At 40.4% G+C, this 26,416-nt stretch carries 26 protein-coding genes and 1 other RNA gene; 17 read left to right on the top strand and 10 right to left on the bottom strand.

Annotation, left to right across the window (positions count from 1 at the left end; translation table 11 throughout):
• Window positions 1-41 precede the first annotated feature (41 nt).
• From ACH3Z1_RS11185 to ACH3Z1_RS11155, 7 genes are read left to right on the top strand one after another with little or no spacing between them, the layout of a single operon-like run.
• Complete coding sequence (locus ACH3Z1_RS11185) at window positions 42-719, top strand: ABC transporter ATP-binding protein (RefSeq protein ID WP_490822063.1); 678 nt, start codon at window positions 42-44, stop codon at window positions 717-719.
• A 32-nt stretch (window positions 720-751) separates the two neighbouring features.
• The gene (locus ACH3Z1_RS11180) at window positions 752-3,184 is read left to right on the top strand and encodes an ABC transporter permease (RefSeq protein ID WP_490822062.1); all 2,433 of its coding nucleotides are present in this window, start codon (window positions 752-754) and stop codon (window positions 3,182-3,184) included.
• Between the two features lie 31 nt (window positions 3,185-3,215).
• Entirely contained in the window at window positions 3,216-5,573 is a 2,358-nt protein-coding gene (locus ACH3Z1_RS11175) for an ABC transporter permease (protein ID WP_490822061.1), read from the top strand.
• 35 nt (window positions 5,574-5,608) lie between these two features.
• A complete protein-coding gene (locus tag ACH3Z1_RS11170; protein ID WP_490822060.1) occupies window positions 5,609-8,038 on the top strand; it encodes an ABC transporter permease in 2,430 nt (809 codons plus the stop codon).
• Window positions 8,039-8,060: 22 nt separating this feature from the next.
• On the top strand, window positions 8,061-10,451 hold the full coding sequence (locus tag ACH3Z1_RS11165; RefSeq protein WP_490822058.1) for an ABC transporter permease: 2,391 nt from the start codon (window positions 8,061-8,063) through the stop codon (window positions 10,449-10,451).
• A gap of 37 nt (window positions 10,452-10,488) precedes the next feature.
• Window positions 10,489-11,157 carry an ABC transporter ATP-binding protein gene (locus tag ACH3Z1_RS11160; protein ID WP_490822057.1) on the top strand — a complete coding sequence of 223 codons (669 nt, stop codon included), beginning with the start codon at window positions 10,489-10,491 and terminating at the stop codon, window positions 11,155-11,157.
• Between the two features lie 19 nt (window positions 11,158-11,176).
• Entirely contained in the window at window positions 11,177-12,598 is a 1,422-nt protein-coding gene (locus ACH3Z1_RS11155) for a TolC family protein (protein WP_490822056.1), read from the top strand.
• Between the two features lie 39 nt (window positions 12,599-12,637).
• Here ACH3Z1_RS11155 and ACH3Z1_RS11150 read toward each other — a convergent pair whose 3' ends face one another.
• A complete protein-coding gene (locus ACH3Z1_RS11150) occupies window positions 12,638-13,096 on the bottom strand; it encodes a DinB family protein (protein WP_490822055.1) in 459 nt (152 codons plus the stop codon).
• Between the two features lie 121 nt (window positions 13,097-13,217).
• Complete coding sequence (locus tag ACH3Z1_RS11145) at window positions 13,218-13,967, bottom strand: M12 family metallo-peptidase (RefSeq protein WP_490822054.1); 750 nt, start codon at window positions 13,965-13,967, stop codon at window positions 13,218-13,220.
• 152 nt (window positions 13,968-14,119) lie between these two features.
• On the opposite strand from ACH3Z1_RS11145, the gene ACH3Z1_RS11140 reads away from it, so the two are divergent.
• The gene (locus ACH3Z1_RS11140; RefSeq protein WP_490822053.1) at window positions 14,120-14,566 is read left to right on the top strand and encodes an acyl-CoA thioesterase; all 447 of its coding nucleotides are present in this window, start codon (window positions 14,120-14,122) and stop codon (window positions 14,564-14,566) included.
• A gap of 69 nt (window positions 14,567-14,635) precedes the next feature.
• Here the strand turns inward: ACH3Z1_RS11140 and ACH3Z1_RS11135 are convergent, their stop codons facing one another.
• The 3 genes from ACH3Z1_RS11135 to ACH3Z1_RS11125 form a co-directional block, all read right to left on the bottom strand.
• The gene (locus ACH3Z1_RS11135; RefSeq protein WP_490822052.1) at window positions 14,636-15,358 is read right to left on the bottom strand and encodes a TlpA family protein disulfide reductase; all 723 of its coding nucleotides are present in this window, start codon (window positions 15,356-15,358) and stop codon (window positions 14,636-14,638) included.
• A gap of 96 nt (window positions 15,359-15,454) precedes the next feature.
• Entirely contained in the window at window positions 15,455-15,658 is a 204-nt protein-coding gene (locus ACH3Z1_RS11130; RefSeq protein WP_490822051.1) for a hypothetical protein, read from the bottom strand.
• Window positions 15,659-15,845: 187 nt separating this feature from the next.
• Window positions 15,846-16,844, bottom strand: coding sequence for a fatty acid desaturase (locus ACH3Z1_RS11125; RefSeq protein ID WP_490822050.1), 999 nt, complete (start codon window positions 16,842-16,844; stop codon window positions 15,846-15,848).
• A 137-nt stretch (window positions 16,845-16,981) separates the two neighbouring features.
• Here ACH3Z1_RS11125 and ACH3Z1_RS11120 point away from each other — a divergent pair, with 137 nt between their 5' ends.
• From ACH3Z1_RS11120 to ACH3Z1_RS11105, 4 genes are read left to right on the top strand one after another with little or no spacing between them, the layout of a single operon-like run.
• On the top strand, window positions 16,982-17,383 hold the full coding sequence (locus ACH3Z1_RS11120; protein WP_490822048.1) for a hypothetical protein: 402 nt from the start codon (window positions 16,982-16,984) through the stop codon (window positions 17,381-17,383).
• A 44-nt stretch (window positions 17,384-17,427) separates the two neighbouring features.
• Window positions 17,428-17,976, top strand: coding sequence for an inorganic diphosphatase (locus tag ACH3Z1_RS11115; protein WP_490822047.1), 549 nt, complete (start codon window positions 17,428-17,430; stop codon window positions 17,974-17,976).
• Between the two features lie 5 nt (window positions 17,977-17,981).
• A complete protein-coding gene (locus tag ACH3Z1_RS11110; protein ID WP_490822046.1) occupies window positions 17,982-18,422 on the top strand; it encodes a TSUP family transporter in 441 nt (146 codons plus the stop codon).
• Between the two features lie 44 nt (window positions 18,423-18,466).
• A complete protein-coding gene (locus tag ACH3Z1_RS11105; RefSeq protein WP_490822045.1) occupies window positions 18,467-18,619 on the top strand; it encodes a hypothetical protein in 153 nt (50 codons plus the stop codon).
• Between the two features lie 51 nt (window positions 18,620-18,670).
• Here the strand turns inward: ACH3Z1_RS11105 and ACH3Z1_RS11100 are convergent, their stop codons facing one another.
• A complete protein-coding gene (locus ACH3Z1_RS11100; RefSeq protein WP_490822044.1) occupies window positions 18,671-19,435 on the bottom strand; it encodes a C40 family peptidase in 765 nt (254 codons plus the stop codon).
• Window positions 19,436-19,506: 71 nt separating this feature from the next.
• Here ACH3Z1_RS11100 and ACH3Z1_RS11095 point away from each other — a divergent pair, with 71 nt between their 5' ends.
• Window positions 19,507-20,070, top strand: a complete 564-nt coding sequence (locus ACH3Z1_RS11095) for an RNA polymerase sigma factor (protein WP_490822043.1) — start codon at window positions 19,507-19,509, stop codon at window positions 20,068-20,070.
• Window positions 20,070-20,429: a hypothetical protein gene (locus tag ACH3Z1_RS11090; RefSeq protein WP_490822042.1), complete on the top strand. Its 360-nt coding sequence runs from the start codon at window positions 20,070-20,072 to the stop codon at window positions 20,427-20,429. The genes ACH3Z1_RS11095 and ACH3Z1_RS11090 overlap by 1 nt, the downstream gene beginning before the upstream one ends.
• 4 nt (window positions 20,430-20,433) lie before the next feature.
• Here the strand turns inward: ACH3Z1_RS11090 and ACH3Z1_RS11085 are convergent, their stop codons facing one another.
• Window positions 20,434-20,931, bottom strand: coding sequence for a cupin domain-containing protein (locus ACH3Z1_RS11085; protein ID WP_490822041.1), 498 nt, complete (start codon window positions 20,929-20,931; stop codon window positions 20,434-20,436).
• 9 nt (window positions 20,932-20,940) lie between these two features.
• Entirely contained in the window at window positions 20,941-21,372 is a 432-nt protein-coding gene (locus tag ACH3Z1_RS11080; RefSeq protein WP_490822039.1) for a bactofilin family protein, read from the bottom strand.
• A 211-nt stretch (window positions 21,373-21,583) separates the two neighbouring features.
• Between ACH3Z1_RS11080 and ACH3Z1_RS11075 the strand changes: the two genes are divergently transcribed.
• On the top strand, window positions 21,584-22,195 hold the full coding sequence (locus ACH3Z1_RS11075) for a bactofilin family protein (protein ID WP_490822038.1): 612 nt from the start codon (window positions 21,584-21,586) through the stop codon (window positions 22,193-22,195).
• A 69-nt stretch (window positions 22,196-22,264) separates the two neighbouring features.
• On the opposite strand, the gene ACH3Z1_RS11070 is transcribed toward ACH3Z1_RS11075, so the two are convergent.
• Together ACH3Z1_RS11070 and ACH3Z1_RS11065 are read right to left on the bottom strand one after the other, a co-directional pair.
• Window positions 22,265-22,915, bottom strand: a complete 651-nt coding sequence (locus ACH3Z1_RS11070) for a PepSY-associated TM helix domain-containing protein (RefSeq protein WP_490822037.1) — start codon at window positions 22,913-22,915, stop codon at window positions 22,265-22,267.
• Window positions 22,905-24,425: a DUF2271 domain-containing protein gene (locus ACH3Z1_RS11065; protein ID WP_490822036.1), complete on the bottom strand. Its 1,521-nt coding sequence runs from the start codon at window positions 24,423-24,425 to the stop codon at window positions 22,905-22,907. Before ACH3Z1_RS11065 ends, ACH3Z1_RS11070 begins: the two co-directional genes overlap by 11 nt.
• A 256-nt stretch (window positions 24,426-24,681) precedes the next feature.
• Between ACH3Z1_RS11065 and ssrA the strand changes: the two genes are divergently transcribed.
• Window positions 24,682-25,054, top strand: a transfer-messenger RNA (tmRNA) gene (gene ssrA / locus ACH3Z1_RS11060).
• Between the two features lie 107 nt (window positions 25,055-25,161).
• The gene (locus ACH3Z1_RS11055; RefSeq protein WP_490822035.1) at window positions 25,162-26,322 is read left to right on the top strand and encodes a hypothetical protein; all 1,161 of its coding nucleotides are present in this window, start codon (window positions 25,162-25,164) and stop codon (window positions 26,320-26,322) included.
• Window positions 26,323-26,416: the final 94 nt, after the last annotated feature.

Genomic DNA, 26,416 nt, shown 5'->3' with positions numbered 1-26,416 from the left:
AAAAAATAAATAAACAGTCATTAATACTATAAACAAACAGCATGATAAAGATTACAAATCTCGAAAAGGTTTACAGAACCGATGAAGTGGAAACCATTGCATTGAACAAGCTTTCCATGGAAATTAAAAAAGGAGAATTTGTGGCCGTAATGGGGCCATCGGGTTGTGGCAAATCAACATTACTGAATATCCTTGGTCTGCTGGATGACCCCGATGCCGGTAGTTTTATTTTCAATGGTCAGGAAATTGCAGGATACAATGAAAGACAACGTGCTGACCTGAGAAAAAGAAATATTGGTTTTGTATTCCAGAGTTTCAACCTGATTGATGAGCTCACTGTATTCGAAAATGTGGAACTCCCACTCATTTATACAGGCGTAAAAGCCGCTGAGAGAAAACAAAAAGTAGAAGAAGTGTTGGAGAAGGTACAGATCATGCACCGCCGTAACCATTACCCACAACAACTGTCAGGTGGCCAGCAACAACGTGTGGCAGTGGCTCGTGCAGTCGTAAACAATCCTAAACTTATCCTTGCTGATGAGCCTACCGGTAACCTTGATTCTTCAAATGGTAATGAAGTAATGGAACTACTGACAAACCTGAATGAGCAGGGTACCACCATCGTAATGGTTACGCACTCTGAACACGATGCCAGGTATAGTCACAGAATCATCAGGATGCTGGATGGGCAGACTGTTACGGAGAATATCCTCGTTTAAATACTTATTATTTTATCCTTTATAGTACCTCTATGATTCATAACTATATTATCATCGCCTGGAGAAATTTACTCAAGAATAAAGCATTCTCCGTGATCAATATCACCGGGCTGGCAATAGGTTTATCCTGTTTTATTCTCATTGCATTATATGTAGCAGATGAATTGAGTTACGATAAGCATTTCAAAAATGGGGCAGATATCTATCGTGTTAATTCTGATATCCTTTTTTCCGGTAATGAAAACAGACTGGCTGTTTGCTCAGATCCAATGGGAGCAACCCTTAAAAAAGACTACCCACAAGTTGTTGAGTACACGCGCATTTATGCTTCCTCAGGATCAAAGCTGGTGAAAAAAGGTACGGAGTACATTACCGAGAATAATGTGTGTCATGCAGATTCAACTTTTTTCAAAGTCTTTTCTTTACCCCTGTTGAGTGGAGATCCGGTTGTTTCATTATCAGAACCAAATGCAGTGGTCATTTCAGCATCAACTGCTAAAAAATATTTCAATACTACAGAAGCCATTGGCAAATATATTGAAGCTGACAAAAGACCTTACAAGGTTACTGCAGTCATGAAAGACATTCCCACGAATACACATTTTCAATATGACATGATATTCTCCATGAAAAATGTGAACTACCAGATGGGGAACTTTTTAAGCCACAATTTTCACACTTATATCCAGTTAAAGCCTGGCACCGATCCAAACGCATTTGAAAAAAACTTTGTGCAGGTTATTGACAAATATATTCTTCCGCAAGCCAGTCAATTCATGAATATCAAAAGTATGGATGAATTCAAACGTGCGGGCAATAATTTAAGTTATACATTAATCGCATTACAGGATATTCATTTAAAATCTGACCGCTTTCCTGAGTTAGGCTCAAATGGAAGTATGCAGTTTGTATATATATTCTCTGCTGTTGCGCTTTTCATTTTGCTGATTGCCTGTATCAATTTTATGAACCTGAGTACAGCAAGATCTGCCAACCGGGCTAAAGAGGTTGGTATCAGAAAAGTATTGGGGTCCAACAGATCAAGTCTTATCAAACAATTCCTGAGCGAATCGGTCATAATGGCTATTATTTCACTCATCTTTGCCGTTCTTATCAGTATTCTTATCCTCCCCTATTTTAACACCGTTGCTGCCAAAGAACTAAGTAGTACCAGTATCGGTAAAGGCTATGTCTTAATTATACTACTTGCATTACCTGTCATCGTGGGAATACTTGCCGGCATTTATCCAGCTTTCTTCTTATCCAGGTTTCAACCGCTAACTGTATTGAAAGGCAACCAAAACAGCAGGTTCAAAAAAAGCTGGTTAAGAAATGGGTTGGTCGTATTTCAATTTTCTATTTCCATTATACTGATCATTGGTACATTGGTTATATACCAACAGCTTAATTATATTCAAAATAAAAAACTGGGATTTAATAAAGAACAGGTTTTACTGGTAAGCGGTATTGATGGATTAAATGAAAATGCTAACGCCTATAAAAATGAAATCCTGCAATTACCCGGTGTTTCCAGTGCTACTATTACAAGTTTCCTGCCTGTATCTTATTCTTCAAGAAGCGATAACACTTTTTCTACAGAAGCTGTTATGACCACAAAAAACAGCCTGAACATGCAAACATGGGATATTGATTACGACTATATCAATACCCTTGGTATGCAAATAGTAAAAGGCAGAAATTTCAGTCGCGATTTTGGTACAGACTCATCAGCCATGCTTATTAATGAGGCTACCGCTTCGATCATCGGTTTAAAAGATCCCATCGGTAAAAAAATATACACGAGAAACAATATCAACAACGGCGATCCTACACCAACAGCCTATACAATTGTTGGCGTAGTCAAAAACTTCCACTTTGAGTCGCTACGCGAACAAATAGGACCCATTTGCATGAGGCTTGGACGTGGTGGGTGGATTGGTTGTTTTAAAATAAATACCCAGGATATCCCAGGTTTAATAAAGCAGGCAGAACAGAAATGGAAGGCGATGGCGCCATCGCTTACATTCAGCTATCGCTTTCTTGATGAAAGCTTCGATAATATGTATCGTAGTGAACAAAGAATGGGCAGTATAGCATTTTCCTTTTCATTACTAGCAATTTTAATTGCCTGCCTGGGTTTATTTGGTCTTGCCACTTATATGTCAGAACAAAGAATAAAAGAAATAGGCATTCGTAAAGTTCTTGGGGCCACTGTTACAAATATTACGACTATGCTATCAAAAGATTTTTTACTACTCGTATTAATTGCAACTGTAATAGCTTTCCCATTATCATGGTGGGCCATGAATAACTGGCTACAGGGATTTGCCTACCGGATCAATATTGAATGGTGGGTATTTCTACTGGCCGGTATCTTAGCCATCGTCATTGCATTGGTTACAGTAAGTGTACAAGCCATCAAAGCATCTCTGGCTAACCCGGTAAAAAGTTTGAGAACAGAATAACCCTTCATTCACCAATTCTAAACGCACTTATATGATACGTAATTTTTTCCTTATTGCATGGCGGAACATAAGAAAAAATAAACTTTTCTCCCTTATCAATATTGCAGGCTTAGGTATTGGTATGGCCTGCACTATTATGATTCTTTTGTGGGTACAGCATGAAAGAAGCTGGAACAAGACACAGAAAAATTATGACCAGGTTTACCAGGGATTTTCTACCAGGAATTTCAATGGTGAATTATCTACTGGCTCAGACCTGATGTTTCCTCTACCAAAAGCAGCAAAAGAGAACTTCCCTGAAGTAGAAGGCGCCACCCTCGTTTCCTATGGCGAAAACACATTATTTACTGTAGGCGATAAAAAAATCAAACGTCCCACTGTTTCTGTTACCAATGATTTTTTTGATGTTTTCACCTATGATTTTATTCATGGTGATGAATCTGCTATCAAGGAACCCAATGGTATCGTACTCACAGAGAGCACTGCCAAAGCACTCTTCAATAACACAGATGTAGTTGGGAAAATGCTGGAAATTAATCGTCACAGAACGGTAACGGTAAGAGGGGTCGTAAAAGACATAACCGCGTCTTCTACCCTGCTCTTTGATGCCATCATTCCTTTTGATGTATCATCAGACTGGATTAAGCAATCACTTACTGATTGGGTAAACTGTAATAACAGAACTTTTTATAAAGTTAAAAAGGGAACCAACATTGCGTCTCTTGAACAGAAATTACTCACCCTTATCAAGAAAAGTTCTCCCTCAGAAAACCCTACAACCAGGGGTGGCCTTTTACTCCAGCCGATGAGCAAATGGAGACTTTATGAAGAATTCAGGGATGGCAAAAATACGGGTGGCCGTATCCAGTATGTGAACCTGTTTACATGGATTGCCATTATCATACTCATCATTGCCTGTGTAAATTTCATGAATCTCTCTACTGCGCGTTCAGAAAAAAGAGCACGTGAAGTTGGTATCCGGAAAACATTGGGCTCTGAGAAAAAACAGTTACTACTTCAGTTTTTGTGCGAATCGTTACTCATGTCCATTTTCGCTTTTATAGTAGCCTCAGGTTTGATTTATGTTGGCTTACCCTTATTCAATCGTTTATTAAACCAGCAAATTAGTATTCCTTATAACGCACCTGCATTATGGCTGGGGGTTGTAGGCATCATCATACTGACTGGTTTGATTGCAGGCAGCTATCCTGCATTCTATCTCTCTGCCATGAAGCCTGTAAAAGTGTTGAAAGGAAGTTTTCTTCCAGGCAAGCAAGCTTTATTACCCCGCAGGGTTTTAGTAACAGCGCAGTTTGCTGTATCCATCATGCTTATTTCAGCGACTCTGATTATTTATCAGCAGATCAAACATGTACAAAAACGGGATCTGGGATACGATACCAATAACCTCATCATGGTTTCTGCCAACAATGAAATGGGTAAGAATTATGAAGTAATGAAAAATACATTACTCCAGAGCGGAATGATCGAGGCAGTCAATGTAACCAGTATGCCGCTCAGCACTATTTTTGGATTTACCTCAGGTGTAAGATGGGCTGGCGCACCGGAAGACCCTAATCTCATTGTTGGTTTTCTTGGTTCTGGCGAAAACTTCACCAACATCATGAAGGCCAGAATACTGGATGGCCGCGACTTTAAAAAAGGCGATAGCAACTGTGTAATGTTGAATAAAGAAGCCATTCGTGTCATGAAACTTAAAAATCCTGTTGGTTCTACTATTTCATGGGCTGGCAGAGAAAGACGTATAACAGGCATTATCGATGATCTCATCATGACATCTCCCTATGCATTACCGATTCCGCTCATGCTCGCTTACGATCCGAACTGGATTGGCAGTTTGAACATTCGTGTAAAACAGGGTATCGAACTGAAAAAAGCATTGGAAGTCATTGAAACAAACTATAAAAAGTACAATACTGAATTTCCTTTTGAATACAGTTTTGCAGATACTGCTTTCAATGAAAAATTTGCCAACGAGCAATTAATTGGTCGCCTCGCCTTCATTTTTGCAGGTCTTGCTATTTTTATTTGCTGCCTGGGTTTATTCGGTCTTGTTTCATTCTCTATCGAAAGAAGAACGAAAGAAATAGGCATCAGAAAAATTCTGGGAGCATCGGTACAAAGTCTGCTCGCCCTGATGTCAAAAGAGTTTCTAATACTGGTACTTATTTCATTCGCCATTGCCATACCGATTGCCTGGTGGATGATGAAAGCATGGCTCACGAATTTCAGTTACAGAATCAATATTAACATCGGTATATTTTTTATCGTAGGGCTGATCACGCTGCTTATCTGCCTGATTACGGTTGGGTTGAACGCCTTCAAAACGGCAACGGCTAATCCTGTAAAAAGTTTACGAACAGAATAATCAACACAGTATTCATTAACCACAAACATTATTGTATGCTAAAAAGTTATTTCATCATTGCGATCAGGAATCTCTGGAGAAACCGGAGTTTTTCGCTCCTGAATATTGCAGGATTAACCATTGGCATCAGTGTGTTCCTGTTGATACTAGAATATACACGGTCGGAAAAAAACAGTAACCGTTTCCATAAAAATTATAGCAGCCTGTATCGTCTGGTCATTAGTCAACCCAAAGAAAATACAACTGCTTACGATATCCCTCCTGGTTATGCCCCTTTATTAAAGAATAATATTACGGGTATTGATGCCTGTATGCGTGTAGCTGAAGGACTTGGTTCAGGTGTTATACATCGTTCAGGTACTGCCATTGGCAGCAATAGTTTCAGGGAAGAACAGATTGTATATGCTGACAATGGTTTTTTTGATGTTTTCAGTTTCCCCTTAACAGATGGCAATGGCTCTTTACAGGATCCTAAAACAATGTCTATTGCCGAATCGATTGCGCAGAAACTGTTCAATCGGAAGAATGTAATTGGAGAAAGCATCACCGTGAATAATCAATTTGGTAAAACAGATTATACCATTACCGGTGTATTTCAAGACATGCCTGCCTCTTCAGATATACAAGCTAAAATTATTCTTTCCATCAACACACTGGCATCGGCTCAAAACCGGGACGGTAATGATTGGGCCGACCCATCCACGCTTGAATCTGGTTTTGTAACCATGTACCTGAAGTTGAAAGAAACAGCATCCGGTGAAGCAGTATCTAAATCAATTACAGAACTATACAGGAAATCAACAGAGGGAGAAGAACGAAGTAATATTTTACTCCAGCCTTTTAAATACCTGCATCTTGCTCCAACACTCGATTATCCATTGCAAACCTATGGCAGTCTTGGCTTTGTGTGGGCCATGGGGGCTGTTGCCGCATTGATTCTTATTATTGGATGGATCAATTATATCAACCTATCTACAGCACTTGCTTTAAAAAGATCAAAAGAAACAGGTATACGAAAAGTATTGGGTGCCAATAAATGGCAATTGAGCGTACATTATTTAACAGAGACACTGGTTATTACCTTATGCTGCTCTTTATTATCGGTGCTGATTGTGCAGATTGTACAACCATTGTTTAACGATATTACAGGCAAAACACTTTCACTGAGCATCTTTCTGCAGGATTTTAGCTGGATCACCGCTCTACTTATTATTATTCTCGGCGCCTTACTGGCCGGTGGTTATGTAGCTTTCACGCTCAGCAGGTTTAAACCTATCGATGTATTACATGGGCGTAAACTGGGTATGAGTGGCGGAAATGGTATCAGGAAAATATTAGTTGTATTTCAGTTTACTGTATCCGTTTTATTGATTGTAGGCACCATCGTTGTTATTAAACAACTCAGCTTTATGAAATCTGAAAACAAGGGACTGAATATGAACCAGCTCCTTGTCATCAAAGGCCCTACGGTTTCTTCCGATGATCAGGCCCAGAGAAACAGTGATTTTAAAAATACACTGGGCACACTCCCTTATATCGGCAAATATGCCGCTTCCAATAATGTACCCGGACGTGGATATAATTTTAATGCGGATGGCATTACCAGTCAAAACCCTTTAAAAGGAGATGAGAAAAAAAGTTATGCCATGTTCATTACTGATCATACTTTTTTCGATACTTATGGAATCAATCTGCTACAAGGTCGTTCATATACACGCGAAGAAGCTGATGCTGGTTGGAGGAATACAAAAAAAGTATTACTCAATGAAACTGCGGCCCAACAAATGGGGTTTAATCCTAAAGAGAATATTGTTGGAAAGAAAATACTTTGGGGAGATGAATATGAAATCATCGGGCTGGTAAAAAATTATCACCATTTATCACTTCGGCAACCTATTGATCCAGTCATTTTTCTCCCTTCTGTTTCATTTGGTTATTTCACATTACAGGTAAACACATCAGATATACAGGACAAAATTGCCGATCTTAAAAAAATATACCAGGTACGTTTCCCGGGCAACCCATTTGAATATTTTTTTGCAGACGAAAACTATAACAGTCAGTACCGCACCGAACAGAACCTGGGTAAAGTTTTTATTGCAGCTGCGTTAATTGCCATATTTATTGCCTGTATGGGGCTTTTCGGTCTGACTGCTTTTGCTACTCAACAACGCAATAAAGAAATTGGTATCAGAAAAGTATTAGGAGCAGGAAGCTCACAATTGGTGCTGATGCTGTCCGGTGATTTCATGAAACTCGTGATGATCGCTATGACTATTGCTATTCCACTCTCCTGGTGGATGATGCAGCAGTGGTTGGAAGATTTTGCCTATAGAACATCTATGCCTGCCTGGATATTTATACTGGCTGGACTGATTGCATTTTCCATTGCGTTTATTACCGTTTCAACACAGGCATTAAAAGCGGCGATGGCAAATCCAGTGAAAAGCTTAAGAACAGAATAAGAAACCTTTTATACCGGATACCATGTTTAAAAATGCTTATCGTAACCTCATCAAACAAAAAAGAACACTACTTATTAACCTGAGTGGACTTTCTATCGGCATGACAGTGTCGTTCCTGATCATGATATGGGTTATCAATGAGTTGAATTACGATAATTATCACAACAAGGCCTCACAAATTTATCGTGTTACCAATCATATACAGGTATCACCTGGTGAAATATGGGTATGGGAATCCTCCCCACTGCCATATGCTGATATGATGGGAAAACAGGTTCCGGAGATCAATCAGGTAACAAAGATGATGACAGGTACCTGGCTGCCACTCATTTTTGAACAAAAGGGAAGCTTATTGAAAGAATCGAATATTGCTTATGTTGACAGCAACTGGTTTTCCATGTTCCGCTACAAACTGCAATCGGGTAGTCTGAAAGATTTCGCTCAAAATCCTTATGGACTGGTTTTAACAGACTCAAAAGCAAAAAAATATTTTGGTAATGAAGAGGCAGTTGGTAAGGTGTTGAAAATGGACAGTCTCTATTATACAGTGAATGCTGTTGTAGCAGACAACCCGCCTAACTCCAGTTTCAGATTTGAAATACTCAGCAATCTCGCAGGTATCATGAAAAATGAAGCACGCAGGAAAAATGATATGAGCTGGGGCAACTTTAATTACCTGTCATTTATACGACTAAATGAAAACAGTAACCAGAAAAAGGTTGAAAATAAGATTACAGGTATACTAAGAAAAAACAAAGAGGACTCCACTATTAAAAGTACGCTGGTTGGTTTAAAGGACATGCATTTTGAGACTGGGTTACAGAACTACACATTTGAACATACCAATAAGCAAATGGTAACTGTATTCCTCGTAATTGCCCTTCTGATATTATTAACGGCTTGTATCAACTATGTCAATCTCAGTACCGCTAGAGCCAGTATACGTGCCAAAGAAATCAGTATCAGAAAAATCAATGGTGCGAGTAACAAAACACTATTCTTTCAGCTTATGCTCGAATCTGCTCTTGTTAGCCTAGCAGCTTTATGCATCACAATGTTACTTGTTCAGTTTTTTCTACCTTATTTTAACCGGTTTACAGAAAACAATTTCAGTCTGTCACTATCTAACTGGCCGGTGTTGGCCATTATTCTGGGTACACTCACCATTGCTACTTTATTAAATGGTGTATATCCAGCCCTGATACTGACTTCTTTTAAACCTTTACAGGTATTAAGAGGTAGCAGTTTACCCACGATCAAAGACAGCCTGTTCAGAAAAGCGTTAGTGGTAACACAGTTTACCATTTCTGTTACGCTCATTGCCTGTACCATCATTGCCTATTTACAGATGCAACATATTCAGCAAACAGATAGCAGCTATCAAAAAGATCAGATACTCAAAGTAACAGTACCCTGGTTTGCGATGAAGGGAAAGAGTAATGAAGCAATTACTTCCTTCACTCAAACCATGCAACAATCTTTTTTGCAGGTACCAGGTGTGAAAAGAGTTTCGCAGGCCAGTGGTTCCATCATCGATCATCAAAGTGCTTCATCAGGATCATTTGACTGGGATGGAAGACCTAAGGATTTCAATCCCACCATCGCTGTATTATCGGCTGACGCCATGTTTCCTAAACTATTCAACATCGAAATTAAAGAAGGGCGCTGGCTGATGGACCAGAACAAAGCCGATGAACATGCTTATATATTAAATGAAACCGCTGTTAAGGAACTCGGTATCCGCAAGCCATATGTGGGTCAACGATTTAACTGGAATGGCGATACTGGTGCTATTGTTGGCGTTGTAAAAGATTTTCATTTCAGAAGTATGCATGAAAAAATTATTCCTTTGATGATACATGGACGGTCGGGCTGGCTAAATACCATTTTCATAGAGCTCTCTCCGGGTTATATAGGAGATCAGTTATCGGTCATTGAAACCAAGTGGAAAGCATTGTTTCCAAAATTTCCTTTTGATTACAGTTTTTTAGACCAGGACTTTGACAAACTATACAAAACCGATCAGAAAATAACCACACTGATGTTTTTGTTTGCCGTCATCACTATTCTCGTAGCTGCTCTCGGATTATTTGGTCTTGCAGCTTTTACGGCTGAAAGAAAAATCAAAGAAATAGGCATCAGAAAAGTGCTAGGAGCATCTGTCAGCCATATTGTTCAGCTCATCTCCAAAGAATTTATTGTACTCGTAGGGGTAGGTATTATGATCGCTACACCTATTGCCTGGTGGGTAATGTCGAAATGGCTGAATGAATATGCTTACAGAATCAATATTGAAGTGTGGATATTCCTGCTGGCTGGTTTAACCGCTGCCGCCATTGCCTTATTCACCATTAGTATCCAGGCGATAAAAGCAGCCATGGAAAACCCGGTAAAGAATTTAAGATCAGAATAACAACAAAGACATTCATGCATAATTTATTCCCCATATCATGATACAACTCAAGAACATATTCAAATGGGTAAATACAGTCAGTAACCGTGTATTTATTCTAAAAGACATCAACCTCGAAATTGCTGAGGGGAATTTTGTGTCTATCATGGGGCCATCGGGTTCCGGTAAGTCTACCCTACTCAATATTATCGGCATGCTAGACGAAGCTTCAGAAGGTCAATATTTTTTAAATGATACAGATGTGTTTTCACTGAAAGAAAAACAGCGTTCCCAACTGTATAAAGAAAACATTGGTTTTGTTTTCCAGGCCTATCACCTCATAGATGAATTAACTGTTTATGAGAATATTGAGACTCCTCTTTTGTATCATAACATCAAACAATCGGAAAGACAGGCGATGGTGGCTGATATACTGGATCGTTTCAATATTGTCGGAAAAAAAGATCTATTCCCTTCACAGCTTTCAGGTGGTCAACAACAACTCGTAGGCATAGCAAGGGCCATTGTAACAAAGCCTAAACTATTACTGGCCGATGAGCCTACCGGCAACCTCAATTCATCACAGGGTGAAGAGATTATGGAACTGTTTCAGCAACTGAACCAGGAAAACGGCACCACGATTATACAGGTTACCCATTCAGAGAAAAATGCCGGTTATGGAAAAAGAATCATTGAACTGCTGGATGGCAGGGTCGAAAAAAAATAAAAGGAATACAATACTTATTATGAAACATATCATTGTCATTATAGCTGTTTTTTTATACCAACAGGGTTCTGCACAAAACCAGACTGGTCCGCTCAGTCTGCGTAACTGTATTGAAACAGCTATTGCCTATAATTTACAGGTGCGTCAATCAGCCTATCAACTGGCAACAGATAAAACAAGTCTGCAACAAGCCAAAGCAAACCGCCTGCCTTCACTGAATGGTAATATCTCACATGGTATTAACCAGGGAAGAAGTATTGACCCATTCACCAACAGTTATGTAAACAGCGAAATTACGCAGGCCAATTATGGCATCAACAGCAGCATCACCATTTGGAACGGTTCTGCCATCAACCATTCCATCAAACAAAACCAACTGAACCTGCAGGCGAGTGAAATGAGCTGGCAGCAGGAGAAAGACAATGTTACCATCAATGTAATACTGGCCTATCTGCAGGTCTTGAGTAATAAAGAACAACTTGGCATTGCAGAAAAACAGGTAGCCGTTACCAAGGGACAGGTTGACCGTCTCATTATTCTCAACAACAGCGGCGCCATTGCTCCTGCAACATTGTACGATATGCAGGGCCAGTTAAGCGGAGATCAGCTTTCAATGATTAACATCAGGAACAGTCTTGAAACTGCGAAGATCAGTCTGGCGCAGTTGATGAACCAGCCCTACTCACCAGCAATGGAACTGGAGCCTTTGGATACCAAGAATACGCCAGTACTATATGATGTGAATGCTGATCAGATTTTTAAAACTGCCACACAGCAATTAGCCATGATTAAAGCGGCTGAATTCAGGCAACAAAGCGCACGTAAAACAGTTTTAACAGCACGCGCGTTAATGCTTCCTACACTGAGTTTGAATGGCGGATTAGGCACCAACTATTCAAGCGTAGCCAGCAAACAATTACTATTAGGTACAGCCGATGTAGCCACACCTCAATATGTAACGGTGAACAATACTAAAATACCGGTGTTTGCGCCACAAAGTAATTTCAGCTCACAGAAGATTGGTTATGGCGACCAGTGGAAAAATAATTTCAACTCTTCTATCAGCATCAATCTGCAGATTCCCATACTCAACCGAATGCAGGCAAAGACAAGAATCAGGCAGGCTGAAATTTCAGAACAGCGCGCTGCTTTCGAATCGGAAAGCATAAAGACACAAGTACACCGTGCCGTGGACCAGGCTTATGTTAACATGAATACTTCTTTTGAAAGATACCAGACTTTGGAAAAACAGGTTGCAGATTTTACTGCTTCTTTCAAAGCCGCAGAAGTGCGTTTTAATTCGGGTGTAAATACAGTGGTAGAATATATGCTGGCTAAGAATAATGTAGACAGGGCCAATGCTAATTTTGTAGCTGCTAAATACGATTATATACTACGTATGAAACTACTTGATTTTTACCAGGGCAAAGCATTGTGGTAGAAGGACTGAATTCTTGAATTCTTGGCTTTTGATTTTACTTCAAGCCTTATCCTTTTTTAACAGGATCATCTGCCCCATATGGTAGCCATCGTGTTGCAAACAACCAATGAGTAGTTGATAATAGGTTTGCCCTTTCATGGGTGAGGCATGGTCTAAACTGGCGGGCGGAAATGCTCCGATAGCGTTTACCAGTTCTCTTTGTACTTCCTCAAAATGAAGCAGGGTTTCTTTCCAGTTTTTTTGATCTGTAGTATCGGGTTGATAGAAGTCGGGCATGGGAGGATTGCCCAGTACTCCCTGCAATCTTATCATCACTGTTTTGCGCCAATAGATGATATGATTCACCAGTTGCCAGATAGAATTAAAAGCTTCTCCTTTTTTTCTGGCTGCCAATATTGCATCAACCCCTTTGATGGCCTGTTTAAAGTTGAGACCAATCCAGCATTCGCCATCATAAAAGGCTTCGAAGAGTGCGGCTATTTTTTCTGATTCGTTCATTTATTTTCAACTCACCCCGCCCCTTTCTGCTTCGCAAAGAAGGAGATGAGTCCTATAAATTTATACCCTTTTTCTTTACACTGCCACAGCTTCTTATTCCTTATTTCTTATTCCTCCTCCCTCATTTTCCTCCATTCCCTTTTAAATCTGCCAAACAATTGGCATCGAGTGTAGGAACTGCATTGCTCAGCATATTCATGAGCCCAGTTGTTTCGATGCTGTAATACATGAGGCAGTTGCTGTTATTGCAATGGGCTTTGTTGGCCCCATCTTCGTGCGGCGTAACCATAGATGTGCCGTTATTGGTGAGTCCAAGCAGATGACCTATTTCGTGCAACAGTACACCGGTTTCTACTTTTACCCTGCTGGCCTGGTTGATACCCCCACTATTGGCCTGTATTGTTTTTTCAAATAAACAGATGGCTGTATTTCGATAAGCCACCCCTACAACCCCGCTCGTAGAATAATCGGCATCTGCAAAAAGAATATATAACGTTATCTGGTTACCATCGGTGTACAGTGTTCTGTACTGGTCTGTAAAAGCAGTAATATCTGCATTACTCACTGTAGATTTTCCCAATGAATTTACCTGTTTAGTGACTACTGTTATGCCTGCTGGTTTATTGAGTCGTTCCGATAAAAAATTACTGAGATTGGTTAGGGTTTGCGTCTGTGGTTGCATCCCCGGTGCATATTGCAATTCTATACGCAGAGAGGTATAGGTATCTGCGGCCAGTAACCCGGCAGCAGAATTTCCAGCAGCCTGTTTATCAACATTCGTTGTTGGTCCGCTGATAATATTGCTGGTGGTTTCTTTTTTACATCCGGCTATAATAAAGACAAGCAGAAAAAAAATGATTGATTTTTTCATACATAATGCATTTATAAAGGATTTCAACTACTACTATGAAAAAATGATGCCAAAAAAGCTGAATCGAAATCCCGGAATGACAGAACCGCCCTTTTAGCGCTTCAACAAGCTTTCAAAAGCTTAAAGCGTTAACTTTCCACAAAAAATGATCAATGGCCAATACCCCATACAGTAAACAGGTAGAAGTACGCTGGAGCGATCTGGATCCTAATTTTCATTTGCGTCATTCAGTGTATTACGATTGGGGAGCTTTTGTGCGGATGTCGTTTATGACGGAAAGAGGCATTACCCCTTCCCTGCTGATGCAATTACATACAGGCCCCATTTTGTTCAGGGAGGAATGTATTTTCAAAAGGGAAATCAGTTTTAGTGATAAGGTTGAACTGAACCTCACCCTCACCAAAGCCACCCACGATATGGGTCGCTGGAGCATGCAACATGAGATCTGGAAAAATAGTGACACACTGAGTGCCATTCTCCATATTGATGGCGCCTGGCTCGATACCAAAATCCGTAAGCTCACTGTTCCACCCGATTCTTTCCGCGAAGTATTTGAAGCGGTACCTAAATCAGCAGATTTTAGCTGGATAGAAAAATAAACAGTCCATTATATCATTCACAAAATTCAACCACTTCTATATCCGACATTCCTCTGTTTCTCTGTTTTATCAGTTTTCTCCCGGTTTCCCTCCCAGTGCCGCATCAATCGATTTTTTTAACCAGGGAACTGTTGCCATACCATAACCCGATGTATGGAATGCCACTTTTCCTTCTTTATCCAATACCACATGGGTAGGATATGATGTAATGCCGTATTGCGATGCGATGTACCGGCCTCCGTCTACGATGCCATAATTAAAGGGCATTTCTTTCAAAAACTGTTTCAGCTCATATGCTTCATCCAGTGCCACAGCGAGAAACACTACATCTTCCCTGCCTTTATAACTGTCGGTCATCTTATTCAGGTGGGGTATTTCCATGCGACAGGGCGGACAATTGATAAACCAGAAATTCAATACCACTACTTTACCTGCCAGATCCTTAAGGTTGTATTTTTTCTTGTCGAGTGTTACCAGTTTTGCATTGCTGATATTAGTTCCCGTTCTGAAATAAGCACTCTCCCTTGGCTTGGCCAGCCGTTCATCACGCGCTTTCATTTCTGCCTCAGTTAATCTCACCAATAGAAATTCGGGCGGATCAGCTTTTATATTGAAGGGTTTAATGTCATATTCACCTGTTTGCAATAATTTTTGCCAGATGACATAGGGATAAATCGTACCGACTGAATCTTTTACAATCGTTTTCTCATTCAGCGAGATTCTAGTACCGGGCGTTTGTGCATTTGTACACAGGGTAAATAGTACAGCGAGGAAAAAACATAACTGTTTCATAGCAGGATTTGTTTCCTCAAATTACAAAGATTTCTAACATAAAAAAAGTCCTTCACTTATGTGGAAGGACTTTATGAAATGAATTGGTATGAGGTATTAATACTCCCAATGGAATGATGCACGCGCAGTTCTTACATTTCTGCGGAGTTTCCAGAGGTCAATGGCTCCAAATGGAGTGCTCACAGTTTGTTTTTTTGTGTTGAGTACATCAACAGCAACAGTTTCTTTTACCTCTCTAACCAGTTCTTTCAGTTCTTCTGCTTCTATTTGGACAATAGAAGGCATTACATTACTCTTCATAATATTTCAATTTATTCTTTACACTATGTTTTAGTGAGCAGTATCAGGGGGAAATAAAGTCAATCGTTGGTGCAGAAATCAAAGCGAACCCGCGAGATGTTATTACCTGCTCATTTTCAGGGTGCAAAAGTAGTACATAACAGGTTCTTAAAAAAATTAAACTGTAAAATACTTGTTAATTCGGCGTTTAGCTCGTTTGAGTGGCGATATCGGGTGTTGACTGGTCACATAAGGGCACAGCCCCCCTGTTTTTACGTACAATACGAGAGTAGAGACTGATCTCCTTATCAAACAAAAAACGGAAGAAGAGTTTTGTCCAGGATGTATGATAGGATAACGAATTATAAAAAGTTGGTGCCGTATTTCTGATTTCAGGTAAACGGTTCCAGGGTATAGAGGGGAAATCATGGTGTTCATTATGATAACCCACATTGAATGCTACATGGTTAAACACACCATAATAACTGTAGGTTTCCTGTTCGCCATGTGTAAGGTAATGTTCCTGTATCCAGCGTGCGCCTAATGGGTGTAGCCCAACAGAAAAGAAAAAACTAAGTACCATAAATACCAGTGCTTTCGGACCAATCAATACAGTGATGGCCGTAACATAAACAATCTGTACCAGCCAGTTTAAGGCGATCCATTTGTCGAAGGGTTTGATTTCTTTTAACCTTGATATACGAAACAGTTGAAAAAAAGGATAGAACAAAAGCCAGATTACTTTGCCGATAAAATAATTGTCGATCAGTTTGGCCTCCCAATGATTGGGTAAGTCGCCATCTAGCTCATGTACGCCCTGAAAAGAATGGTGTTTGATATGGTATCTTTCAAATGAAACCGAACTGGGAAATATCAGCGGCATATTGGCGAAAATACCTGCCAGCCTGTTGGCCACCGGCGATTTGAAAATAAGTCTGTGTGAACATTCATGTATCATCACAAACAATGCATGATCGGCAAATGCTCCTACAATATAGGCGGCAGCAAAAACGATCCACCAGGATTGTCCCTCTACGGCCCAGCCTCCCAGTGTTTGAAACAGTACCAATGCAACTATAGCAAAAATAGTCAGTGGGTTTTTCCCGATCAGGTTCCTGATTTGCGGATGCGCCTTCAGAATGGTTTTAGTACGATTGCGATGGGGTTCAGATTCCTGGGAATAAACAAAGCTTTTTTTCTGCTGCATATTTCTTCAATATATAGCTATTTCTATAGAAACAGTGATTTTGTTTGAGCATTCGTAAATAATCGTCAAAAAAACCTTTAAATATTGAAATATGGCAGGGTTTGAAAAGACCGTATTACCTTTATCAAAAAAAGAGCTTGAAACAACTATTATTGTCATTACTTGTACTGGTAATGTCCTGTAGTCAGCCAACAAATACTTACCCTGTTGCCGAAAATGCACTTGATGCAGGGCGTGAGTTTATAGATGCCTGTTTGAAAGGAGATTTTACCAAAGCAAAATGGTATATGGTTGATGACAGTACTAATAAGGGACATCTGGAAAGAGCAGAAGCCAAATTCAGGAACTATGACAAAGAGGGTCGGCAGCAATTAAGAACAGCTTCCATCAATATCAGTGAAGTGAGCGATGTGGATACGGTTACTTCTATTATTTATTATAGCAACTCATTCGATCAGCAACCTTTGAAAGTAAAAGTGGTGAAGCAGGAAGAAAAATGGCTGGTTGATTTTAAATATACTTTTAACCCGAATCTCTGATCGGCCTATACCATTATTGGATCAAACGACTAAACCAACTAATCATGCAATCAACCGTTCTTCATCCCTGGCATGGCGTTCATTACGGTGAACAGGCACCCCGTGTTGTGAATGCAGTTATTGAAATACCACAAGGTTCCCGCTGTAAATATGAAATTGATAAAACAACCGGTTTACTGAGGCTCGACCGCGTTATTTTTTCTTCTTTCTATTATCCGATCAATTACGGATTTATTCCACAGACTTATGGTGGTGATAAAGATCCGCTGGATATACTGGTAATTACTTCTTTATCGGTACAACCACTTACCCTGATGGATGCCAAAGTAATTGGTGTGATGCAGATGGTAGATGGCGGCGACCCCGATGATAAAATTATTGCTGTTGCCGCTACCGATCCGGGTGTCAACCATTATAATAATATTGAAGAATTACCCAAGCATTTTTTTGATGAGCTCAGGCATTTCTTTGAAGAATACAAAAAGCTGGAAAATAAATCGGTGGTTGTAGAAGATTTTGGTGATAAGGCCAAAGCATTGTCTATTGTTCAGGAAGCCATTGATTTTTATAAAGAAACTTTTGGTAACAAATAAACCCCATGAATACAACAACCATTATTTTACTGATATTAATAGGGCTTGCCGCAGGTTTTTTGAGCGGACTGGTGGGCATTGGTGGCGGCATTATTATTGTACCCGCTTTAGTATTGCTTTTGGGCTTTACCCAAAAACAGGCTCAGGGAACCTCATTGGGCATTATGCTGCTCCCTATTGGCATACTGGCTGTTATGCAATATTATAAGCAGGGTTACATCAATATTAATTATGTACTGATTGTGGCTTTGGCATTTGTTGCAGGAGGTTTTCTCGGAAGTAAACTATCTCTTTCATTGAGTGATGAAAAAATGAAAAAAGTATTTGCCGTGGTATTGTTTCTGATTTCGGTGAAGATGCTGTTTTTCGACCGCTCAACGCATAAAAAAGACCCGGTACATAGCGCCACTATCCAATCACCCGAAAAAAACCATGAAAAAGGCTGATGCCGATTCAACCCATCACCCTATCTTTGCCAAAATTGAAAAAAATGGAAGCAAAAAAATCCACTGCTAAATACTGGGCCCTTTTCTTTTTCTGGTTTGCTGCAATGATCGTTTTATTGTTTGTTTACCGTGAGTTCTTCTGGCTGGCTTTACCTGGCACCGTTACTTATTTTGCCAAAGGCATGGATATTATGTAAGATTTACTATTGGAGTAATATAGAAAAAGCAACCCGAGGGTTGCTTTTTTATTACCTGTACCTTTTGATGATTCTCAACTGATGGGTTCTTTTCCCGGTTTGTGCATGCACAATACCCATATTGTCAATCGGATCAATTCTAACCTGTCCGGATGCATGGATAATGGTATCTGCTGATAACATGATGCCTACATGTGTAATGCGGCCCTCAGGGTTATCAAAAAAAGCCAGGTCGCCACAACGTGCTTCCTGTAAAAAACCAATCGTCTCCCCTATGGCTGCCTGCTGGTAAGCATCGCGTGGTAATCGTATGCCAAAATGCCGGAATACCTGTTGCGCAAAGCCACTACAATCAATGCCAAATACGCTACGTCCGCCCCACAAATATGCAGTATTCAGGTACTGTTTAGCGATGGTATTAATTTGTGCTTCTTCAAATTTTGCTGTAGCAGGTTGCCAGCCTGCTGACTGGTATACAAAATGAAAACCGGGCAACGACAATGTATTCCCTGAAAACAAATCCAGTGGCGTTCCTCCACCAATCATCATAGCTGCGCCATTTACTTCCACAACCGATGACCAGCCCTGGCTTAACAGGTTCGTATGTATCGCCGGAGCCTCTTCCATAAAAACCAGTTGCGATTGCTGGCACCATCCTTCGTATTCATCATACAAAGTATGTACCCGTACAAAATCGCCTGATGTTTCCAATACGGTTGCCAGTTCTCCAAACATTAACTGGCTCACCATTTCTGAACGATGTGCCGCTTCTTTACGCATAGGACTAACAGCCACAACCGGCATAACAAATGACATAGTTATTATTTGTGTTCAAGATATGGAATTTTAAAGGTTGGGCATCTAATAAGAAATAGCTATTTTAAAGCGTGGTTTCAGAGAAATACTCACATATCAGCGATAACGAATTACTCGAACGTTTTTATATCGATAGTAATAATGAATGGCTGGGTATTCTCCTCGAACGTTATACCTATCTCCTGCTGGGTGTTTGTATGAAATACCTGAAAAATGAAGAAGAGTCTAAAGATGCCGTACAACAGATTTTCTTAAAAGCCATTACCGAACTGGGTAAATACAAAGTAGATTACCTGAAAAGCTGGCTCTATATGGTGGCCAAAAACCACTGTTTGATGAAGCTGCGCGATAAACATATCATCGTATCAGCCGAAGAACAAAGGGGGCTCACCGCGCAGGAAACCGATAAGCAGTCGCTGATGGAGAAGGAAGTGGCGCTTACTTATCTTGAAAATGCACTGGATGAATTAAATGCGGAGCAGAAAACATGTGTAACTTTATTCTACCTGCAAAAAAGAAGCTACCAGGAAATTGCCGACCAGACCGGATTTACCTTATTACAGGTAAAGAGCCATATTCAGAATGGAAAAAGAAACCTCAAAATTTTGGTTGAAAAGAAAATGAAACAAGCCTGATGACCGATTTGAAAGACATATTACATGAGGACGATCGCATAAAAAATGACGACCTGCTTCGTTACCTGGAGGGCAATGCTTCGGATGAGGAACGTTTTGCCATTGAGAAACAGATGGCAGATTCTGATTTCATCAACGATGCAGTAGAAGGTTTACAGGGATTTCAGGACAAACAAAAAATGCAGCAATATGCGGCGCAGTTAAAGCTGCAATTACGCAAACAAACTTCCAAAGACCGCAAAAGAAAACTCAGGAGAAATTTAAACAGCCAGCAATGGACAATGATCACCATTGTTACCATCCTCCTGCTTTGTGTACTGGCTTACTGGGTGATACGTCTTTATCAGCATAAAGTGTAAAGGTTCACCTGCACAATCGCTCAATCATTTTACGATGTTGGGGAAACTGTTGAGAGAGTGTTTCCTTATCTGCCAGTTCAAAATCTGCGAAATCAAAAGCCGGAGCAACCGTACATCCTACAAAAGAAAAACTGCCACCCGGTGCCGTTTCAGATGCAAACCAATACCCTGCCGGCACTACATACTGATACTGGGTACCAGGCTTGTTTCCGAGGTGAATGGTTGTAAACTGTCCATTGGGTGAGATCATATGAACCCATAAAGTATCACCTGCATAGAAATGCCAGCACTCATCGCTTTGAATACGGTGAAAGGCAGAGAAATTACCCTGCTCCAGCAAAAAATAAATAGCAGATGAATAATACCGTTCCCCGGCAAAACGGTCTGGTAATGCTTCTTTCGAAATTATTTCCGCTGACCGGTAGGTTTCTTTATAATAGCCCCCTTCCGGATGTGGCTGCAGGGCGAATTGTTTAATCAGTTGTTGTACGGTTTCGTGCATGTGCAAATATCAACTGATCAGAATTAATTTTTGTGGTAAAGAAAAATATTCATTCTTGATTTTCTCGAGGTTTTCTTTTTTATTGAAGAGCTCATAATACTCATCGATATTGATATTGGTATTTTCCTTGTTCACATATACAGGGCCAGATACAGAACTATTGGGTTCGTTTTCAAACAATGCCGTTCTTACCACTCCGTTTACCGTTGCATCTTCATTCAGCATGCATTTGTTTTTACAGATTACATTTCCGTCAATTAATCCCCCCACCACTATTTCATGGCAAAGAATATCGCCACTTACGGTTGCTTTCCGGTCGATGATGACTTTGTTGTTACAGAAAATAATACCCTTAAAATCGCCTTCAATACGAATGGGTGAAATGGTGCGGATAATACCAAAATAAAAGCCTCCCGAGACCACCTGTACGGCGGGGAGCATAGGCTCTGACTTGCTTTTTTTGAGAAAAAACATAGGATCGGATATGGTTTTATGAATAATTGGACGTTTAAGATAACCAAATTATGTGGTTTATCCGCTATTTGGTACCGATCTCTAAATCTTTACAAATAAATAATAATTTGTATCTTGATCTTTAAACAGCCGCAAAGCTTAGTTTTGCAACCTAGTTATCCGCTTAAAAAAGCAAACCATGAACAAATTCAGGGAACAATTACTGCACGACCCCAATGCCGGTTTCGGTAACCAGTCTTTTCCGGAAGACAAACAACTGATCATCACCAAATCAACCAATGTTTCGGGTGTACTCGATTCTGAGAACGATATTGTACTCGATGGTAATTTCAATGGTGTTTTGTACAGTAAAAAGACCGTTCATATTACCCCTACCGGTGTAATGACAGGTGTGATCATTTGTAATGACATAAAAGTAGAAGGTGAGTTTGAAGGTTCTGTATATGGCTTAAGGGTTAATCTCTGTAAAGATTCTGTATTGAAAGGTAATATTCATTGTACCATCATTAATACAGAAATGAACCAGTATGTGGATGCTAATATCAAACTGATCAGTCTCGAAACCACTGCCTTTGAAAGCAGTTCGATGGACCTCTTCTCTCACCTGAAAGAAGTGTTTGGCAAGAACAACAAAGACAATAATTACCTGAATATTTTCAATGAGAAAATGAACCAGGTAAAACCATCCAATAAATTCTATCACCAGACGATTTATGTGGCCCCAAATCCGCCACCAAGTAATCCTCCTGCTGACAGCAATGTTACCGACCTTGATTCAGATGAATTCTGATCAATATATGATAATATTAAAAAAGGGATGCCTAACAACATCCCTTTTTTATTGTCCCTACTTTGCTGGTCAGGGGATCCATATTTTATAAATCATGTAACAAACCACTCCGCCAAGCAAGGCAATCAGTAAGCCATTTATTCTTTTCTTTTTAAGGAAAAACAACATAACGAGTCCGCTTAATGAAACGATGATTAAAAAAACGGCCGATAGATCAATGACCCATTTCCATGCATTACCACTGTCGCGCCCTTTGTGCAGGTCATTCAAAATGGCAATGGCGCCAAGTTTTAACTCAGTTAACTGCATCGCTCCATCCTGCCTGTTAATAAATGCATCTGCACTATAGCCCGGTCCGCGAAAAGACACCAGACACTGGTCCTCCTGAATCATAAAATCGCTCACATAACCCCTGATCGCATATTGTTTTCGCAGTAATTCAACAATCTCCAGTTTTTTAATCTGTGTTGTATCAGTGGCATTCACCCAGTTGGCGGGTATGGTTCCGGTGATTTTGTTTTCTCTCTCCACCGATTCATCAAACCACTCAAGATGATTGAGTGTAATACCCGTAACAGAAAAAAACAACACGATGACAAAACTGAACATCGATAGGTAAATATGTAGCCAGCGCGAGTAACGTGCCGTAAATTTTTTCCATTCTGATTGTTTCTTGCCGGGCAGTTTTGCTACCGGTTGAGAGCCCTGTTTAATTTCCATTCGACTTCTTTTGATAATCCAGCGATGCCGAGCTTACTTCAGGGTTTCCGGCGATATCAATATGTTGTGCTTTCCCGGTTTTTATTTCCTGCCGCATGATCTGGTAAGTACCATGTTCGCGTGCCGCTTCAATAAAAATGGTATACGTACCCTGTTTTACAAGGTTACCATTATCATCTTTGCCATCCCATTTCAGGGTATACTTTCCCGGTGTTCTGGTAGCACTGCTGGTGGAGCTGATATTATTGGGACCTGATGAAAACTGTCCATAATAAGTGGCGTACCAGGAACGCATATCGTTTAACCATTTGGGTTTGTTGAACCAGAGAGCCAGCAGGCGGACTGGTTTTTTATCAGCATCTGTTACCCATACGGCTACAAATGGGCGACGTATTCTTGTTCCCTCAATAGTAGCCAGTTCAAGGTTAATGGCGAGTTCGTATTTGGTATCCCAATCTTTTGCGGCGGCTGTAACCGATTTGGTATTGCCTGACACAATTGTTTTACCAGGGTTTACTTCATTCCAGCCATCACTCTCTATTCTTTTACCATCGGCCGTAATGAGCATGTATTCGGCTCCTGGTATCGAAGCAACGAGTTCTTCCCCTTCTTTCAGACTCAACACATTTAATGCAGTGGCGAGTGCACCCGCATCTGTAGCCTGATCAGCGATTACTGTGGCGCTGATTACCTGGTTTGCGGGATATCCTGTTCTCGGATCTACAATATGCGAGTACCATTTACCATCGATCAATAATCCTCTGCGATAATTTCCGCTGGTGGCCACAGTTTTATTGGCTATCTGTATTTGTGAGATGGGCAGATCGTTTTCAGCATCTGCTTTTGGATTGGCGATCATCACCTGTTCTGTATGCTCTCCCCGTACTAAAATATCACCACCTATATTTACCACTACGCCTTGAACACCGGGCACTTTCAGCGCTGCATCTGCCGCTTTTTGAAGGATATAACTTTTAGCAAAGGAATTCAGCATCAGTGCCGCATTGGTTCTATGTGTGGCAGTCTGGTTGTTTTTATCGAGCACATAATGTTGTTGCCGGATGGTATGTACTACTTCTTGTATTTCTTTCTCAGAAGGTGTTCTGTTTTCCCTGGCTGTTGCTTTCCAGAGTTTACCGATGGCTTCTGCTGAAGCATCTAATGCTCCATGGGTTTTAGCATGCCATTGCTGAAACAGGGAAAGCACTTCAAATAATTCTGCTGAAACGGGTTTTGCCGTATGGACTGTTGCTTTCCATTGACTGAACTCACTGGATGGGTCATAGCCGCTTAATATTATGTTGAGCCTGTCAATTTCTGCGAGTGCTGCTTTTTCGGCGCTGTTCGCATCCTGTTCCTGACCGGCAACAATTTTTATTTCCATGGATGTACCCAGTACATTCTCATAATCTGAGACAAATATTCTAGGTTTTTTTTCTGGGGTGATGGTGGCACTGCTAAAAAGCGTTACCAGTAAAAGCAGGAGAGACAGTCTTCCGGTTGTTTTCATGAAATAAAATGGGTTTGTATTGGGCTATGATGAATTGTTCGGTGTTGACAGGATAATGGCATATGGAATGGTAGCAAAACTAATGGCATTCAAATGGACGGATTTACCAGATCGGTAAAAAGACAATGGACCCATTTTTCTGGTCGATGCCCGCTGGTAATGCGTTTGATGGAAATTTTAGCCAAAGGTTTAACTTCTGCATTATCGAAATCGGTAGAAATCTCCCGTTGAAAAATCGTAACTTTGCAAACTTACCGGGGTCGTACTGGTTTTGACAGCATATGGTACGGTTGGTGTAAGCATGCAGTGCGTTGGATAATTAGCACTTTAATCTGAATATTCAAACTTCAAATGGCAATACACAGTATGCCATGGCTGCCTAATCAGTGATTAGATAGTCATTTGGGCCGTCGCACAGGTTGATCTGTTACCAGGTGCCACCGCCGACTCAAAATAAACACAGGTTGCTGTAACAGAAGGCTGTGACTGTTGCTTAAGACCATCCAGCTAAGTGTATTGTTGGTTTGTTCATGTCCGGCAGTACACCGACAATTAATCATGAAATAAGCATGTAGAAAGCTAATGGTAGCGATGTTTGGACAGGGGTTCGACTCCCCTCGACTCCACCAGCAACAGAAAGGAAATGCCATGGCATTTCCTTTCTGTTTTTATCAAAGAGCCAACCAGCCAATGGCTAAGAAATACCAAACCATAAAACAGCGTATTTTTACCATAGATGAAACATTGCATCCCGTTTTTTCTACTCTTGCTTTCTACCTGCCTCAGCGCCAATGACAGTCTTGTTATATCAAGACTGTTACAACGGATAGATCAATTGCAGGCAAAGAACAATGAGGTATTCCCCAAGGGTAGCATACCATCTTACCGTATGTATGCACTCAATAAAACGAGGTATAAAGCAGACATCAACCCATTTTTTACAGGACTGGTGGCATTTACTTTAGAAGATATTAAAGCTGATTTATCAGCTACGCAAAAAATACAGGCAAATAAGATCATTGCCAATACGCAAACTGTCTATCCAACTTTTCAAAACAGAAAAAACGGAAGGGATACCTATAATTTCTGGCCCACCGATCACCCACAGATATTTCCCCATTCGGGTTGGCTCAACCTGTTTAACAAGAGCAGGTCATTACCCGACGATCTTGATGATACCGTGATCATACTGATGGCACAACGAAGCAGTGATTCGGTTGCAAAAAAAGTGCACCAGCTCATGCAGGGTTATACCAATAATGGTATTAAAAAAGTGACCAATACTTTTCCAGCGTACCAAAAGATAGGTGCTTATTCAACCTGGTTTGGTGAAAAAATGCCGGTTGATTTTGATATCAGTGTATTGTCGAATATTTTGTACTTCGTTCAGTTTTATAACCTGCCATGGACAGCCGCGGATTCAGCCAGTTTATACCTGATAGAGGACATGATTAAAACCAATAAGCATATAGAGTTTGCCAATTATGTTTCTCCGCATTATGCTACTTTGCCCAATATTTTATACCATATTTCAAGGCTGATGTCATTGAAGCCTATCTCCTCGCTTGAAAAACTAAAACCGCAGTTGATAGCAGATACGAAAACGGCACTGGCTTCTGCCAATAGTTTTATGGATAAAGTAATACTGAGCACTTCCCTCTTGCGGTGGGGCGTTCAACCACCTGAAATTATTTACGATCAAACAACCAGCTTACTTTACCTGATTGAAGATGAAGAGTTCTATTTCTTTATAGCCAGTATGGCTTCCATGTTGCCTGACCCCTGGAAAAAAAGAGTGACTAAGATGGGAGTAGGTACTTTCTACTATTATTCCCCTGCATACAATCATCTTTTATTGCTTGAAAATTTAGTTTGGCAGAAAAGAAGAAGAAATTAGCAATAAAACACTCCCTATTTTTTTCAGTTATAAAAATCATCAACGACTCTGCGAAATCTCTGCGCTCTTATTTCTCTGCGGTGAAGCGCTTCTG

The sequence above is a fragment of the Sediminibacterium sp. FW305-C-49 genome (genome assembly GCF_058231085.1).
Note: the sequence above shows the minus strand (reverse complement) of the source record. Positions and strands in the feature narration are given on the sequence as shown.